13 protein-coding genes are annotated in these 17,688 nt (G+C 50.4%); all 13 read right to left on the bottom strand.

The window, feature by feature from the left end:
* Positions 1-199: 199 nt before the first annotated feature.
* The gene (locus KJS57_RS04705; protein ID WP_244861397.1) at positions 200-3,046 is read right to left on the bottom strand and encodes a DUF5704 domain-containing protein; all 2,847 of its coding nucleotides are present in this window, start codon (positions 3,044-3,046) and stop codon (positions 200-202) included.
* 477 nt (positions 3,047-3,523) lie between these two features.
* Positions 3,524-4,435: a copper amine oxidase N-terminal domain-containing protein gene (locus tag KJS57_RS04700; protein ID WP_213653950.1), complete on the bottom strand. Its 912-nt coding sequence runs from the start codon at positions 4,433-4,435 to the stop codon at positions 3,524-3,526.
* Between the two features lie 234 nt (positions 4,436-4,669).
* A complete protein-coding gene (rsmB, locus tag KJS57_RS04695; protein ID WP_213653949.1) occupies positions 4,670-6,118 on the bottom strand; it encodes a 16S rRNA (cytosine(967)-C(5))-methyltransferase RsmB in 1,449 nt (482 codons plus the stop codon).
* Entirely contained in the window at positions 6,115-7,059 is a 945-nt protein-coding gene (fmt, locus tag KJS57_RS04690; RefSeq protein ID WP_213653948.1) for a methionyl-tRNA formyltransferase, read from the bottom strand. The genes rsmB and fmt overlap by 4 nt, the downstream gene beginning before the upstream one ends.
* Before the next feature lie 7 nt (positions 7,060-7,066).
* A complete protein-coding gene (def, locus tag KJS57_RS04685; protein ID WP_211019675.1) occupies positions 7,067-7,549 on the bottom strand; it encodes a peptide deformylase in 483 nt (160 codons plus the stop codon).
* 304 nt (positions 7,550-7,853) lie between these two features.
* Positions 7,854-10,418: a primosomal protein N' gene (gene priA / locus KJS57_RS04680; RefSeq protein WP_213653947.1), complete on the bottom strand. Its 2,565-nt coding sequence runs from the start codon at positions 10,416-10,418 to the stop codon at positions 7,854-7,856.
* Complete coding sequence (gene coaBC, locus KJS57_RS04675) at positions 10,415-11,635, bottom strand: bifunctional phosphopantothenoylcysteine decarboxylase/phosphopantothenate--cysteine ligase CoaBC (protein ID WP_213653946.1); 1,221 nt, start codon at positions 11,633-11,635, stop codon at positions 10,415-10,417. The genes priA and coaBC overlap by 4 nt, the downstream gene beginning before the upstream one ends.
* Before the next feature lie 113 nt (positions 11,636-11,748).
* Positions 11,749-11,970: a DNA-directed RNA polymerase subunit omega gene (gene rpoZ, locus KJS57_RS04670; RefSeq protein WP_211019678.1), complete on the bottom strand. Its 222-nt coding sequence runs from the start codon at positions 11,968-11,970 to the stop codon at positions 11,749-11,751.
* A gap of 24 nt (positions 11,971-11,994) precedes the next feature.
* Positions 11,995-12,594, bottom strand: coding sequence for a guanylate kinase (gene gmk / locus KJS57_RS04665; RefSeq protein WP_211019679.1), 600 nt, complete (start codon positions 12,592-12,594; stop codon positions 11,995-11,997).
* A 13-nt stretch (positions 12,595-12,607) separates the two neighbouring features.
* On the bottom strand, positions 12,608-12,868 hold the full coding sequence (remA, locus tag KJS57_RS04660) for an extracellular matrix/biofilm regulator RemA (RefSeq protein ID WP_005548256.1): 261 nt from the start codon (positions 12,866-12,868) through the stop codon (positions 12,608-12,610).
* A 51-nt stretch (positions 12,869-12,919) separates the two neighbouring features.
* On the bottom strand, positions 12,920-13,807 hold the full coding sequence (locus KJS57_RS04655; RefSeq protein ID WP_213653945.1) for a YicC/YloC family endoribonuclease: 888 nt from the start codon (positions 13,805-13,807) through the stop codon (positions 12,920-12,922).
* 35 nt (positions 13,808-13,842) lie between these two features.
* Complete coding sequence (locus KJS57_RS04650; RefSeq protein WP_213653944.1) at positions 13,843-15,765, bottom strand: bifunctional homocysteine S-methyltransferase/methylenetetrahydrofolate reductase; 1,923 nt, start codon at positions 15,763-15,765, stop codon at positions 13,843-13,845.
* 997 nt (positions 15,766-16,762) lie between these two features.
* Positions 16,763-17,599 (bottom strand): diaminopimelate epimerase, encoded by an 837-nt coding sequence (dapF, locus tag KJS57_RS04645; protein ID WP_213654063.1) that lies wholly within the window; start codon positions 17,597-17,599, stop codon positions 16,763-16,765.
* Positions 17,600-17,688: the final 89 nt, after the last annotated feature.

The following is a 17,688-nucleotide window of genomic DNA, read 5'->3' as shown; positions in this document are numbered from 1 at the left end:
ACCTATTCGTATAAATTTATCTGCTGTTTTCCATTCATTCCTCCTATTTTAGCATAAATCGCGATTACACTAAAGAGCAGCCCTTTTTCACGATCTTATGGAATACTTCCCAGGAAAAGAAGAGAGCCGGCGAGCACCCCTTAGACAGTGCATTCCGGCCCCTCTTCATTAAGCTCTTCAAACCCGAATCGTCCTAAACTCAGTGCGTAACCATAGAACTGAAATCATCCCGGCTCGAACGGTTCGCATCATAAAAGACTACATCTCCGTCCCTAAGCGCAAAAGACCTACCGTAAGGATCGGTCACCGTGCGGGCAAACCCTTCCATCTGAGTCCACTGATTCATGAGGGGAGCGTTAATATATTGTAAATAAGGATTACTCCCGTCCCCGTTCCTTACAGTTTCAATATTGAAATTGACTACGATATACCCGTCCTTCAAAAAAACCGGGGAATGATCGCTCAGTCCGTTATGCGTCCGGCCATATTCGGCGACATTCGTTCCTGCCTTCACGACATAGAGATCTGCGGGAAGACTGTATTCACCGTACCATTTTTGCATGGAAGCATTGACTCTTGCCGGATCAACTCCAGAGGGAATTCCGTTCTTTGGCCCGATCCATGTGCGAATGCGCTCATTCAACTCCAGCATGCTTAAACTGCCAATCGGCGTCTTTTGCCCGGAAATTCTCCGGATATAATTCTGTACATATTGCGTCCGGCTGATCCCGGATATTTGATCAAAAGTAAAATCATGATCATATTTATAAAGTGCGGTATCGATCAATTCCTCCATCGGGACGCTGCGCAACCGTTCGTTCAGAATAACGTAGCGCTGTACTTGATCCCGAGGCGATCCAATTTTGACATAGCTGCGGTTGCCCGCATGATAATACAAATCGGCTTTCATCCGGGTACCGTCTTTGGCGCAGACAAAATAAAACGAAGGAGTGATGCGGATGCGGTCGTTCGGTCCAAACATATTCCCTTTTGTTTTTAAGTCAAATTTGAAATGGTATCCGGTTTTGATGACCACGTTTTGATAGAGCGGATGGCTGCCGGGCCGAATCGGCAGTGTGAATCTGCCCGTATTTCCCCGTGCGGCGCCGTCAATGCCGTTTAACCCTACCCAGTAGGACGTACCAGTAGGCAACGCAGAACCCGCCGAAGCGCGGAATACCGTCTCCCAGTTATAATCGGAAATATCCGTAATCCGAAAATCATATACCCGTCCGATAACATCCACGGGCACCGTATCATAAGCAATATGGTGCGCAAGATCCAGATTGGCATGGTTCTGTTCACTCGCCCCGGCAGGCGCATTATGCGCTATCGTCCGAAACTCGACTTCGTAAAAGCCTTCATCGACCCATACCGGAAGAAAGTAAGTGAATGACTCTCGCGTTTTATCGACTTCGATCCATGTGTTTTTCGGATAAAACGTTGTCCGGCTCCTATCATACACATCAAAAGGAAAGCGGACCTGCTTGCTGCCTATGTATTTGAGATAGTTATTGTACCCATAGCCCCTGTAGTTGGCATGTTGTCCGCTGTTAGGCATTTCAACCGTGAACGGACGATCAAGGATGACCGCGGACCGCCCTGCTGCCGGACGGGTCTTCTGATTGTGCTCGGCATCGTCCGAAACCTCAGGATATATGACTACAGGAGTATGGACCGTCACCGGGTTGATCCCGTAAATAGCGTAATTCACATTCGCTCCGCCATTAATATTCCCGCTCATTAAGCCGTAATAAATCGTTCCCGTGCTGGGTTGGCTCGGTTGGTTGATTTTACTCGTTGGAATTGTATGACCGGGGCTATAAAGCACATTTTGGCCGATTTCCGGCGGCAGCGGCACTTGACTTGGCGTTGGCCCGGTTTCATTACTTTGAGCCCCGCTCATAATAGTAGAGCCGTTAAATGTGAGACTGTCATTTTTAACTTTAACCTTTTCAACGGCCTGTTCCGCGTAGGACTCCAGATTTTCATTCGAAATATCCGGCTTTTCCTTACCTCCCGACTTACTTCCTTTAGGCGCATCTACCGAACTGGGAGGGTTCGGGGGCGTATACCCGCTTGACTTCGAAGCCGAGAAGCTTGGCGGTGAATACCCGCTGGGCGTAATCGTGATGCCGCCGCCATTAAAGGCGTAATTCCACAATTTCGCCTGATCGATCTGATATACCTCAAGATTGTCAATAACCCAAAAAGAATAAGGCCTCTCGATCGTATATGACTTCGTCAGCGTCTCCGTTGCCGTTTGCGGATCTGGCGCATCCATTTCCCCGGTACCATCCGGCTTGGGCACCTTTTTTCCGGGATCCCACTTCAGCTCAAATTCCCGGTTTACCGTAACCTCATATGTACATTTCCCGCTCATTTGCACGAATTTATTTTTTGAAAGATAGCTCTTAGCCCATACATTCCCGTACAAACTTTCCGAAGTAGGGATTCCATCAAGCACATCAAAGTGCTCATTCCCCCGAGTATCCGCCTTGATTACGGCCCTGACGTCAGGAGGCGTTAGCGAGGATTCCTTGACTTGGCCGCTTGGGCTTGGCTCGGTGCAACCGCCCGGGTTCGTGGTTCCTCCACCAGGGTCGGGAGGTCCACCTCCGTCGCTGTAATACAAGTTGAGGTAGTAAATCGGAAAATCCCCTCTATAAGTAAATGACATAGGATCCCCGTAAAGCGGGGCAGTTTCCGATGGATCTCCCATTGTACTCTTACGGTAATATTCATATTTATACTTTGTAGTTCCCGGAGTAGCCATAATACTATAAAACTCGTCCACTTCTAATTTTTTTTCGTAATCTTCAAAACCTTCAATCCCATCCAGCGGTTGTTTACTTGTCGTGAAGTGTTTAACAATGGCTTTGCCTTCTTGAGTGATTTCGGGTTCGAGTTCGATGGTTAGCAAGTTAGGAAAAAAATAACGCCGCCCCTCTACACCATCTGCTAAACCATCGCCGCCTTCTTCAGTAATATCTTTGTGAATAATGTGAGCAGTTAAAAGTCCATTCGTATATACCGTAAAACTCACTGAGCTAGAACCTTTACCGCTGATAGGCCCAATGGTAGTCCTGTAGTCCTTACTAACAAACTGATAATTGTCAGCCCACTTTTCACGATATCTTGAATTCTCATATACCTGAGTGGCTCCTGTTAAACCTTCTCTAATATTAGCAATTGTTAAATTTTCATTTTCATCGAACGCCTTAACATTTACACTTTTAATTTTTCTTCCAGGAAACTCAAATGAATAGTTCCAATCCAATGGCTTTATCGTATTAGGAGATCCATCCGATGTCCATTCACCATTTGATCGCATCCAAATATCATGGCTAAAATTCCCTACAAAATAATAAATATTTGGATTGTTTTTATCCTGAGTTGTCTGTAAACTTCCTGCAGCAAAAACCGAAGCAGGCATAAAAATAACGGAAATAGATGAATACAAAATACAAGATATTAGTGAGTATAATAGAATCATTTTTCGCACTCTAAAAATGCACCTTCTTTATTTCAAAGGATTTTCCAAAAAGTACATATATTCAAACGAAATATCGAACGCTATATAATCCACCTCATTGATTGTGAAGTTTTTATAGTTGTTATCATTAATTAAGTCCTTATCTTTTCTAGAATCCACGCGATAAGTCAATGTAATAGATCCATCTGCATTTTTTATCCGCATACCTTCGACATCATACCGGACACGTGCTCCTTTAACATTCTCTGATAGATAATAAATTGTAGACTTGCCTGAAGAATATCTAATTCGAATTCCGCTATTTCCTGCTTGTTTAACCTGCCATATGTCATACACAACCCGATCACCGATTTTTAGTGGTAATTGATCATAAGAAAATACATATGCATCTTTTCTCCCATCGTATAATCCATCTACCGGGTCTATAAGGTCTTTAAAACTCTCAATTTCTTGAGATTTTATCCCAATCTCCTCCAGAGTCGGCACTTCCTTCGACCCGATCCAAACCCAGTTGCCAACCTGGTCCCAACTCACCGGCTCTCCAAGGTTCTCGCTTACAAAGCGCAAGGGTACGTAAGTACGTCCCTTTACCGCCTTGGCAGCGGTGTCCATCATTACGTTCTTGCCATCGACAACGGCTACCTTACTTCCGAGTGTAAGGACAATCTCCTTACTCTCCTTCGTATAGGTCACCATGTTTCCATTAAAATTCACTTTCGCGCCAAGCGCTTCGCCAATCCCCCTGAGCGGCACTTGTACTCGCCCATTTTCAGATACAGGGTCTCCCCCCTGAAACTTTACTTTTCGGCCATCAACCAAGACCGCAAGCTTAGGACTACCGATGACCTTATCCGAGGGTGCTGCTTCTGCAATAGACTCCCCAGGGAATGAAGCAACGCAAATTGAAAAGCAAAGTAATAATCCGAGCATTTTTTTCATGATAAAATCTTCCTCTCCGAAAAGTATCCTAAATACCTACTCTTTCGTGAATCGCATCACACATACCTCCTTTTGAATTACTAATTTGATAATATTAGGAAAATGAAACAACAAAAAAACACACCTTCATCCATCGCAATGCGATAATAAAGGTGTGCTTCACCAAATCCAGTATATACCAGTAAACGAAATTCGTAAATGGTTATGTCGTATACAGGCTTTATATCACAATGCTTAGGCCTTCTTGACCAACCGTGCAATGTAAAATCCGTCCGAGTGCGCATCCTGGGGTAAAATTTGCAGCCCCACCGATTCGCGTGACCTAGCTTCCCGTAAATGTTTCCAGCTCTCCGGCTGCTCTTCAGCCGGCTCGAACTCCGGATGGCGCTCCAGAAATGAGCGGACCATATCCTCGTTCTCCGCTTTTTCAATGGTACAGGTACTGTAAACCAGCACGCCTCCGGGTTTAACCAATCCGCAAACGGCATCAAGCAATTCACGTTGAACTCCAGAGATTTCCTTGATATCTCCGGGCGTTTTGGCCCATTTTAAGTCCGGCTTGCGGCGAATGACGCCAAGTCCTGAACAAGGCGCGTCAAGCAGTACACGGTCAAAAGACTCCGGCTCGAACTCCTCGGCAAGCTTGGAGGCGTCCCCGGACAACGTCTGGATATTCTCGAGTCCCAAGCGGATTGCATGATCTTGAATCAGCTTCGCTTTGTGAGGATGGATGTCATTTGCGATAACCTTACCACTGCCATCCATGATCTCCGCCATATGGCATGTCTTACCGCCAGGTGCCGCACAACAGTCCAGCACGCTCATTCCAGGCTGAGGACTCACGGCCTCTCCAACCAGCATGGAGCTTTCATCCTGAATGGACAACAGGCCTTCCTTGTACCAAGGGGTAAGCGCCATATTCCCTCCGCTTTCCACCAGAATTCCATCCGGCGACATAGAGGAAGACACAGCCTCAAGCCCTTGCTTTTGCATAAGATTAAGCAGCCCTTCCCGGCTAACTCGAGACCGGTTGACTCTAACGCTGACGGAAGGCGGTTCATTGTTAGCGCGGCAGATGTCCTCTGCCGTTGCTTCATCGTACTGTTTTACCCACCGGGCTACCAGCCACTCCGGATGAGAATGCTGCAGCGCGATCCGCTTCACCGGCGGCAAATCCTCCGGCAGCACCAATTCTTCCTTCCTGCGCAGCACATTACGCAGCACGCCGTTCACCATTCCCGAAATCCCCTGATGTCCCCGGCGTTTTGCGATATTCACCGCTTCATTGACCGCAGCGTGAGGTGGAATCCGATCCAGGTAATACAGCTGATAAAAACTGAGTCTTAACAAATTCCGAACCCAAGGCTGCAGCTTGGCCAATCCTTTGGCAATAAACGGCTCCAAAAAATAATCGAGCGTGTTCATCCGGGAGATCGTCCCGTACACAAGTTCCGTTGCAAGTCCCGCATCCGCGCCGGACAAGCCGGATTTTTGGAGCGCACCGTTCAGGAGCAAGTTGCTGTAGGCCCCCTCTTGTTCTACCGCCGTTAATACCTGAAGCGCTGTGTCCCTAGCAGTCGTTTGAACGGATTTAGTCCGTCCGCCGCCCGGTTTGGAACCTCCCCCGCTTCCAGCTCCACTGCTTTTTCCTTGTTTCCGGTTTGGCCCTTTGTCTGCGCTCATGACAGGACCGTGCCTTTCTTCATCACGCCGCCGCGGATAAATTCGGATGACTCCATCGCCTTTTTGCCCGCGGGCTGAACCCGGGTCAGAAGCACGGATCCGTCACCCGTTTTAACTTCGATTCCTGCAGGAGACAGTTCCAGCACCGTGCCTGGAGCTTGTCCGGAAGCTGCTCCCTTCCCGCTTTGCGAAGGATTTGCGACAGACCATACCTTGAACACTTCGCCATCCCAAGTCGTAAATCCGCCCGAAAAAGGAACCAGCCCGCGTACCCGATTGAAAATATCCCGCGACGATGCGCTCCAATCGATCCGCTCATCTTCACGGGACAGATTGGGTGCGTAAGTGGATTCGGCATCATTCTGCGGAATCCGCTCCGCCTTTCCGTCTATAATGAGCGGAAGCTGTTCGATTAGAAGCTCGGCCCCAGCGACGCTCAACTTTTCAAAAATAGAGCCAGCCGTATCCTCGTCTTCAATCGGTACTACCGATTTAGCGATCATATCGCCCGTATCGAGACCTTCGGCCATATACATCAACGTAATGCCGGTTTCTTGTTCCCCGTTAATGATCGAACGCTGGATCGGCGCCCCGCCTCGATACTTAGGCAGCAAAGAACCGTGGACATTCAGACATCCGTATTTCGGGAGGTCAAGCACCGCTTTGGGCAAAATCTGGCCATAGGCAGCTGTCACGATAAGATCGGGCTTCAGCGCGGCCAGCTCTTCCACAGCCTCCGGTGAGCGCATGCGTTGCGGTTGCAGCACCGGCAGACCATGTTTCAATGCAGCCTCTTTTACCGGGGTCGGGGTAAGCACTTTTTTCCGGCCTTGCGGACGGTCCGGCTGCGTCACAACTCCCACGATATGATAACCTTCCTTCAGCAAAGCCTCCAGGGAAGGGACCGCAAATGCCGGAGTTCCCATAAAAACAATATTCACGGAGAGATCACTCCTTCTCTTCTTCCTCAGGGGGAATTTCATATACATGTTCCGCGATGTCGGTATACAGAACACCGTTCAAATGGTCGATTTCATGCTGGAATGCTCTGGCGAGCAAATCGGATCCCGTATAGGTAACTTCGTTGCCGTTGCGGTCCAATCCCTTAACGGTCACCGTTTGCGCTCGGCGAACATCCCCGCGGTAGCCCGGAATACTGAGGCAGCCCTCGGGACCAAATTGCTCTCCGTCTTTGGAGACAATTTCCGGATTGATCAGTTCGATCAGTCCGTTGTCGTCACCGACATCAACGACGATTACTCTTTTAAGAATCCCAATTTGCGGTGCGGCAAGGCCGACTCCCTCTGCTTCGTACATCGTATCAGCCATATCGGTCAAAAGCTTTTGCACGTTCGGCGTAATTTTTTTGACTTCCTTCGCTACCTGGTGCAGCACTTCATCGGGTTCCATTACGATAATTCTCAATGCCACAATATCCACCATCTTTCAAGAAATTATTCCTAATATATTATTTAGTAATACGCCCCAGAGGTTCCTAACGCATCTCTTCTAATTGGAAATATCCAATCAAAAAGCGCACATACTCCCTTAAAACGTTATTCGAATGGAAATATCCAATAGAATATTAAAAAATTGGCCCAATCGAGGCTTTATCAATCATTTCATTGGAAATATCCAATAAAAGCCTCACTTCGAGCAACTTGGCACACTCCCCATTGGATATTTCCAATGGGCCTTCGCTGCGTCAGCCAGATGGTCGGTCAAAAACGACCGCCTACATCAACATTTGCGGATCCACATCGATGCTGATTTGCAGCGATGCGTCGCGCAGATTAGCCAGCGTATCCGCCGCCGTTTCCCTGACCAGCCGGACAGCGTCGAGCGGACCGCGGTACTTCACCATGCACTGGAACCGATAGCGGTTCTTGATGCGCGGAATCGGTGAAGCGACGGGTCCCAGGATGTCGAGCGCCTCCGCCGCAAAGCGGTCCAGGTTGCCATACCAGCCGAGCCGCTGGGCCTTGCCCCGCAGATCTCCGGCAAAATTCTCCGCCATCCGCAGCAGGAGTGGCAGCTTTTCATGCGACAGCGTCACCAGAATCAATCGGCTGTACGGCGGATAATGCAGCGCCCTGCGATGATTGAGCTCCTCCCGGACGAACGATCCATAATCATGCCTGCTGGCATGAATGACGGAATAGTGATCCGGCATGTAGGTTTGGATGAACACTTCGCCGGGAAGCTGATGTCGTCCGGCGCGTCCGGCTACCTGAGTAAGCAGTTGGAACGTTTTCTCCGCAGAACGGAAATCCGGAAAGTTTAACGCCGTATCCGCCGCGATTACGCCAACCAGCGTCACATCAGGAAAATCCAGCCCTTTCGCAACCATCTGGGTACCGAGCAGCACGTCGCCCTTTTTTTCCCGGAATGTTTGCAGCAGTTTCTCGTGAGAGCCTTTCTCCGTTGTCGTATCCACATCCATCCGAATGACCCGGATTCCCGGAAACAGCTTCGCCAGTTCTCCCTCGACCCGCTGCGTCCCGGTCCCGAAATACCGGATATGCTCGCTGTTGCATTCGGGGCAGATCGAAGGTGCCGGAGCGGCGTAACCGCAGTAATGGCAGCGCAGATTGTTTGATTTTTGGTGATAGGTCAGCGAAATATCGCATTCCGGACATCCGGCCACATAGCCGCAAGTCCGGCACATCACAAAGGTGGAATGTCCTCTGCGGTTCAAAAGCAGAACGGTCTGCTCACCCCGTTCCAGCCGAGCTGCGATTCCCTCATGCAGCGCCCGGCTGAACATCGAGCGGTTGCCATCCCGCAGTTCCTCCCGCATATCCACGATATTTACCCCGGGCAAATGGCTGCCGGAAGGACGCTGCTTCATCTCCAGCAACAGCGGAGCAAAGTTGTCGTCCGCCTGCGAACGCGCCGCATGATAGCTCTCCAGCGACGGTGTCGCCGAGCCGAGAATGACTGCAGCGTTATGCTGGTGTGCCCGGTATACCGCCACATCCCGCGCATGGTATTTCGGTGTTTCCTCCTGCTTATAGGAAGTCTCGTGCTCTTCATCCATCACGATCAAGCCCAAATCCGCAAACGGAGCAAACACCGCGGACCGGGCACCGATTGCGACCTGTACCCGGCCTTCGCGGATTTTGCGCCATTCATCGTAACGCTCTCCCGTAGACAGGCGGCTATGCATAACCGCCACCTTGCCGCCGAAGCGTCCTTTAAAACGTTCGACCATCTGCGGTGTCAGCGAAATTTCCGGCACCAGCACAATAGCTTGGCGCCCCAATGAGATGCAGCGTTCGATCGTCTGCAAATAAACTTCCGTTTTACCGCTGCCGGTCACGCCGTGCAGCAAAAACACGCCATAACTTCGTTCATCCAAAGTTTCGGTTACCTTGCCGTACACGACCTCCTGCTCAGCCGTCCGCTCTAGCGGATCGGTACCCTTGAAATTACGATTCCGGTAAGGATCTCGGAACACTTCTATGTCCTCGATGACCGCAAAGCCCTTTTCAGCCAGCTTGGCTACCGTCCCCGCGGTTACCCGCAACGTAGACAACACTTCCTGCAAGGATAACGGAACACCGACCTCGAGCAGGAATTGCAAAACCTCTTTTTGACGCCGGGCCTGTCCGCTAAAGGAAGCCAACGCTCTCTCCGCTTCTTCGCCGCTCACTGCGGCAGACACCGTCTTTACCGTCTTTTTGCGGACCTTGTCCTTGATCATCTGCGTTTCCGCCAGAATTCCGCGCCGGATAAGTCCCTTAAGATCACCGGCCCGGTCTGCAAAACGGGCGCTCAAATGATCCATCGTCACCTGTCCTGCTGCTTTGACATAGGCGACGATCTCCTCTTCTTCTCCCGTAAGCAGCTCAGGAACAACGAATAAACTGCCAGAATCGGCATTTCCAGCCTCTGCATCCGCCTCCGACAAAGCGTCTTGTCCGCCTTCATCTTCGGCCACGGAAATATATCTTTCCGCCTTGCCTTTAAGCGCGGCGGGGATCATCACCTGCAGTGCCGAGATCATGCTGCAGGCATATTTCCGGCTCATCCACTCTGCCATTTCAACGAGGTCCGGCGGTAGTGGAGGCATTAAATCCAGCAGTTCCTGGATCGGCTTCATCCGAGCCGGGTCCATGTCCGACTCCCGGTGCAGCGACAGAACAAATCCCTGAACCGTCCTCCGTCCAAACGGAACGCCGACCCGGCTTCCTACTTCAATCCAACCCTTCAGCTCATCCGGGATTAAATAGTCAAAAGGCCGATCGGTCTCCCGGCTCGGCACATCGACTATGACTTTGGCAACCTTGTACGTCATTGAATCACTCCCGGTAATCGCCCTGCCGCTATCTCCATGATCCGCATCCCCAGCTCATCCTTGGCTAAAAGCGGCAGAGATTCAACCAGACCGGCCTTGTCGTAAATATTCACCAGGTTCGTGTCTGTGCCAAAGCCGGCGCCTTCCCGGGTGACGTCATTTGCAACGAGGAGATCGCAATTTTTCCGCTGAAGCTTATCCATGGCATACTTCTCCAGGTCATTTGTTTCGGCTGCAAAGCCGATCAGCAGCTGCTTCGTTTTTTGTTTGCCCAACGACTCCAAAATATCGATATTTTTAACCAGCTCCAAAGTCATCGTATCTCCGGATTTTTTGATTTTACGATCCGACACTTCCTTGGGCCGGTAATCCGCCACGGCAGCGGCTTTTACCAGGATATCGGTATCGCTCCATTCCGCTAATGCTGCTTCATACATTTCCTGGGCGGATTCCAGATGAACTACCCGGACTCCAGCCGGCATTGGCAAATGCGTGTTTGCTGCGAGCAAAGTGACGTCTGCCCCTAATGCATGAGCCGCTTTCGCTATCGCGAAGCCCATTTTACCCGAAGAGTCGTTGGTAATATAACGGACCGGATCAATCCGTTCAACGGTTCCTCCGGCGGTCACTACCACTTTTTTTCCTGATAAAGGCAGTGTATCCCGCTGTTTCTGACGTTCAAAATAAGAACTCACCACGGCCACGATGCTCTCGGGTTCTTCCATCCGACCTTTGCCGGTGTAGCCGCAAGCTAGCAGCCCTTCCCCCGGCTCCACCATCATAACGCCGCGAGCGGCGAGCTCGGCAAGGTTCCGGGTTACCGCCGGATGCACATACATGTGCACATTCATCGCGGGCGCCAGCATAATTGGCGCCTGGGTAGCAAGCAGCGTCGTCGAGAGCATATCATCGGCGATGCCCGCCGCCATCTTCCCGATGATGTTAGCCGTCGCCGGTGCGATCAATACCAGATCGGCCCAGTCGGCCAAATCGATATGGGCGATAGTCATCGGATTCTTTTCATCAAAAGTATCGGTGTACACCGGATTTTTAGACAAGGCCTGCAAGGTCAGCTCCGTAATAAACTTCGTGGCCGATTCCGTCATAATAACGCGGACCTCCGCCCCTTGCTGTACGAGCTTGCTGCACAACGAAGCCGCTTTAAAGGCGGCAATGCCTCCGGTTACGCCAAGCAGAATTTTTTTTCCGTTCATCAATGCCGTTCCCCTCGCTTTCTCCCAAAACCTTAACGACAGAAAAAAATAACAACCTCGCGGTTGTCCTAAAGAGGTTGTTATTCTAATTCCTCGACCCACGAGGTCATATGAAACTATTTGTTTTCGTCGGGCTCAACCTGGCTGCCTTGTCTAAGCTGCACGTAGTCACCATAAATTTCTTCCAAAGCCACGCCGACCTGCTTATGGGATCTGGGCTGTTTTAATTCGCTCTTCTCCCCTTCTCTCAGTTGTCTTGCTCTGCGGGAAGCCGCTACAACCAGGGAGTATTTACTGCCGACCTTGCCCAGCATTTTATCAATCGATGGATACAGCATTAAGAAACACCTCTTCTATTAGACTCATTTGCCAATCTGTAATTCTTTAGCCTTGTTCTTGACCTTACAATGTTCGGCCACGATAATCGATTCTATTCTTTGGCATGCCAGTTCGATCTCGTCATTCACGACCGCGTAATCGTAATTCTCAAGCAGACCTATCTCATGGGCTGCCACAGACATCCGGTGGTCGATCGTTGCCTGATTTTCGGTTCCCCGGCCTTGAATCCGGCCTTTCAGTTCATCCAGCGACGGCGGCAACAGAAAAACAAAAATGCCTTCGGGAAATTTTTCTTTTACCTTAAGCGCCCCTTGAACCTCAATCTCCAGAATGATGTCCTTACCGCTCTCGATCGTCTGTTCTACGAAATCTCTTGGTGTCCCGTAATAGTTTCCAACATACTCCGCATGTTCCAGCAATTGATCCTTTTCGATCATTTCCAAGAACTGTTCGCGGGATTTAAAAAAATAATTCACTCCATGCTCTTCACCGAGCCTAGGACCCCGTGTAGTCGCCGAAACGGAATAGACGAGTCCGGGCAAACGACGCCGCAACTCGTTACATACCGTACCTTTTCCTACACCCGAAGGTCCTGATAATACAATGAGTAACCCTTTAGCCATATTTCTCTCCATTTTATTCGTCGTTGTCGTCATCTTTAGTGGAAAGGCGATGGGCGACCGTTTCCGGCTGTACCGCCGACAGGATGACATGATCGCTGTCCGTAATGATCACCGCACGGGTGCGGCGGCCGTATGTAGCGTCGATCAGCATATGCCGGTCCCTTGCCTCCTGAATAATCCGTTTGATGGGAGCGGATTCCGGGCTCACGATAGAAATGATCCGATTGGCCGATACGATATTACCAAAGCCGATGTTAATAAGTTTAATAGCCATGTTAAGGTAGTTCCCCCTATTTTACTTGACTCACCAGTGTCAAATGTGACGCTATTCGAGATTCGCCGCCTGCTCGCGAATTTTCTCCAGCTCCGCTTTCATTTCCACGACACGGTTGACCAGAGCCAAATGATTGGCTTTCGATCCAATCGTATTCGTTTCCCGGTTCATTTCCTGTATCAAAAAATCAAGCTTGCGTCCCACCGGCTCGGAAGCTTGCAGCAGCGTCCGGCATTGTACGAAGTGGCTTCCCAGCCGGGTCAGCTCTTCGTCGATATTCGAACGATCTGCAAACACCGCAACCTCCATAGCGAATCGGTGTTCATCAAAAGCTCCCTCGAGCAGTTCGGATAGACGTGACTTAAGGCGGCTCCGATAGTCGCTTACCACCTGAGGAGCCATAGCGATAAGCTCCGCATGAATCTGCTCCAGCCTGACTAAGCGCTGCTCCAGATCGGCGGCCAAATGAAGGCCTTCCTTTCTGCGCATCTCCAGCAGTCCGGCCAAGGCTTCTTCCAGTCCGTCGACGAGTACGCTCTCCCAGGCCTCGCCCGCGGTATCCCCATCAAGTGCATGATCCGGCGATACCAAAACATCGGGAAGAGACAGCAGATCCTTGGCATTCAGCGAACTTTCCAATCCGTATTTCACCTTCAGATCTTCAGCTGCCCGTAAATAAGACTCCACCACGCCGGAATTCAGAACAAAAGGCAGGGAACTGTCGTCATCCTGCTCTTTGCTGATATATACATCAACCCGTCCCCGTTTTAAGTCACGCTGAACCAATCGCCGTAATCCGTCTTCATAACATGTCCATTCCCGCGGCATGCGCAGGACGACTTCGGAATAGCGGTGATTGACGGATTTTATTTCAAATTGAATGATATATCCGCCGAAGATTCTGGCGGAACTACCGTATCCTGTCATACTATGAGACAAAGACATCACATCCGTTACCCTATTGTAATTGATAATTATGAACGAGACAAGTGGCCCGCCATCTGTTTCGATTTCTCGTAAACATAATTTGTTAAAGCGACATTCATTTCATAGAACATAAATGGTGTCATTAAATAAATCCCGTTAAAATGCTCCATCGCGGTATCGAGCAATTCCTTGGCGATTTCTACGCCCATAGCTCGCCCTTCCGGACCCTGCAAACCTTCCATCCGCTTGCGTACCTCGTCCGAAAGCTGAATGCCGGGCACCTCATTATGAAGATATTCCGCATTTTTGCCGCTCGCCAGAGGCATGATGCCGATGAAAATCGGAATATCCAAATGAGCCGTCGCCTTTTTGATCGCTACGATAAGCTCGGGGTCATACACAGGCTGAGTCATAATATAATCGGCGCCGGATGCGATTTTCTTCTCCAGCCGTTCCACCGCTTTATGCAGATGCTTCACGTTCGGATTGAACGCCGCGCCCACGACGAACTTCGCCTTTTGCTTGAGCGGCTTGCCCGAGAAGGCCACGCCCTCGTTCAACTGTTTGATCATACGGATGATCTCAAAAGATGTCGTGTCATACACCGAGCTAGCGCCCGGCAAATCTCCGAATCGTGCCGGATCCCCCGTTACCGCAAGAACATGATCGATGCCGAGTGCATCAAACCCCATCATATGCGATTGGGTCCCGATGAGGTTGCGGTCGCGGCAGGCGATATGAATGAGCGGACGCAGACCCAGCTGGAGCTGAACCAAATGGCCGAGCGCCATATTGCTCATCCGTGTAACGGCAAGCGAATTATCCGCCAGCGTCAGCGCGTCCACGCCGGCTTCTTTAAGCGCGGCGGCCCCTTCCATGAATTTGCCGATATCCAGGTCCCGCGGAGGATCCAGCTCCACGATTACCGTATGACGCTCTTTCACGAGCTCCGTAATAGGTGGATTGGAATTTAGCCCCTGATGGGAAGTCGTATCTGCTGCGTTGCCGGAGGCGGTACTGACACTGGAGCCCGAACTGGAGCCGGATAGAACAACGGATTCCCTTGGTTTCGGCAAAGGCTTACCTTCCTGGAGCGGCTTCGCACGGTAGCCTTGTAATGCTTGCGCCGTAGCCGCAATATGCTCCGGCGTCGTTCCGCAGCAGCCCCCGATCAGGCGGGCGCCCAGATCAGCGAAAGAGCGTGCGCTTTCCCCGAAATATTCAGGAGTAGCTCCATATATATATTCTCCATCCACATAATCCGCCAAACCCGCATTAGGGAAGACGGAGAGCGGAACATTCAGCGGACCGTCCAGTCCGGACATTACGCTCATAATGCCCTTCGGGCCGGAATGGCAATTGAAACCAAGCACATCGGCGCCTTCATTTTGCAAAATAGCGAACGCGTCGGAGATCTCATAACCGTCCAGCGTACGTCCGACTTGATCGACGGCAAATTGGCAGATGGTCGGAATATCGGACAGTTGCCGGGCCCGTCCCAGCGCCAGCCGCATTTCGCTCAAATCATAGAACGTTTCAAACAGGAGCGCATCCACACCCTCAGCCAATAAGGCTGCAATCTGTTGCTCGTAATACTGGTTCAATTCCTGATCGGTCACACTTACGCGTCTTCCGCCGCGGATCGAACCGACCGCACCAGCCACGTAAGCGTCCTCACCCGCAGCTTGTCTGGCGATGCGGACAGCGGCTCGATTGATCTCTTCCACTTGTGCTTCCAATCCGAATTTGGACAACTTATAATAATTGGCGGAAAAACTGTTCGTTTCTATCAATTCTGCCCCGGCATCTATATATTGCCGATGTACGTCGCCAATCACCTCAGGTTGCAGCAAATTCAGTTCTTCGTAAGCGATCCCTACAGGAAAACCGAATTTGTACATATATGTGCCCATCGCTCCGTCTCCAACCAGCACCCCGTCTTCCCATCTCTTTCGCAAATCAAGTCTCATTGTCCGTACCTCCAGAGGCTTATAATAATATTAAAAAGAGCCGTGTAAGCCCATTCTGTTCATAATTTCATTCTAATGTATCATAAATCAACCTGAATGATAAGAATTGATCGCAAATTTGGATTACTTCACGTTCGGCGTGCGGCGGGGCTGCAGTTGGTTAATTTTTGATTCGGTTGTTTTCTCATAGCCCGCTTAATCCCTCGATTTTACTTTCTACGGGTTCTACCGGACATGGAGGTCGCTAATCCCCCGATTTTGCACGCTCTCCCGAGCTAATGGACATGGGAGATGTTAATCCCTCCAATTCGTACACTTTCTAACTGACATGAGGACGCCAAAGCCACCAATTCGAACACTTTTCAGCTGACATGAGGTCGCCAAACTTACCAATTCAAACGCTCTCCAGCTGACAAGAAGTCGCCAGATCCACCAATTTCTCCACTTTTCAGTGCTAACGGACATAGAGGACCTTAAATCCCCCAGTTTGCGCATTTTCCCGATCTAACGGACACAGCGGACCTTAAATCTAGTGAACAGGCTGTAATTTGAGGATTTAGCCCCGATTAACGGCTCTCATGTCCGTTAGATTTGAAAAACAGCGTGTAAGGTCAGTTTAAAGGCTCCTATGTCCGTTAGAGTTCATTCGTCAGTCATTGGTCATCATAAATCTGTAGTTAGGATCCAGCAGCTATCAACTATCGCTCATCGATCATCGATCATCGATCATCGATCATCACTCATCACTACCAGTCATTGGTCATCATCAATCAGCAATCATCTGTCAGCATTTAGCAACTCTCAACTCTCGACCATCAATCACGACTCACGAATCATTACTCATCAATCTTTACTCACTACTCATCAGTCATTGGCCATCACCAGTCAGCAACCACCAGCCACCAGCCATCATCTATAATCCATCAACCATCATCACTCAATCCATCAGCCACCGTCAAAACAAAACCGGACAACCCCTCGGCTGCCCGGCTCTTACTTAAATATCAATACTTCCTTCAAATACCGCTTCCGCCGGCCCGGTCATATACACGTGATTGTCCTGCGCGTTCCATTCGATAAAGAGGTCCCCGCCCTTTAATCCGATCCAGGCGGCCCGGTCCGTTAGCCCGTTAAGCACCGATGAGACCAGGGTCGCGCACGCCCCGGTACCGCAGGCAAGCGTCGGCCCCGCGCCCCGTTCCCATACGCGCATCTCCACACGGTCCCGGGAGGTGACGGTAGCGAACTCTACATTGATTTTCCGCGGAAAATAAGGATGCACCTCCAGCTTCGGCCCCCAAGTATCAAGCTCAAAATTAGGAGCGTCCTCTACATAAATGATACAATGCGGATTTCCCATCGATACTGCTGTAAAGTCGAACTTCCGGCCGGCCGTTTCAATCGGCTGCGCCAGCACGGGGCTGCCCTCCAGCACCGTAGGAACCGATAGGCCGTCGAGAATGGGCTCACCCATATCGACCCGTACTTGCTGGACCGTTCCCTGTTCTACCTGAAGAACTACCTGCTGTACACCGGCTCCGAGCGTTTCGATCGTGATCCGTTCCTTATCCGTATACCCTTGGTCAAACACGTATTTGGACACGCAGCGGATCGCGTTCCCGCACTGCTCGGCTTCCGTGCCGTCCGAATTGATAATCCGCATCCTAAAATCAGCTTTGTCCGAAGGCAGAATAAACACCAATCCGTCCGCGCCGATTCCAAAATACCGGTTGCACCACTGTATCGCCAGCTCAGAAACATTCTCCGGCAGGTCTTGCTGCCCGTAAAAAACGAGAAAATCATTTCCAAGGCCATGCATTTTCGTAAATTCCATCATACCTTCCACCCCTTAAAAGGCTTTGCCCGCCTCATATCCTATCGGATCAACAGGCAAAGCTTGCTTATTGGGGTAAGTCTAACTTT

Source organism: Paenibacillus vini (genome assembly GCF_018403325.1).
In the GTDB taxonomy this organism is placed as follows: Bacteria; Bacillota; Bacilli; order Paenibacillales; family Paenibacillaceae; genus Fontibacillus; species Fontibacillus vini.
Note: the sequence above shows the minus strand (reverse complement) of the source record. Positions and strands in the feature narration are given on the sequence as shown.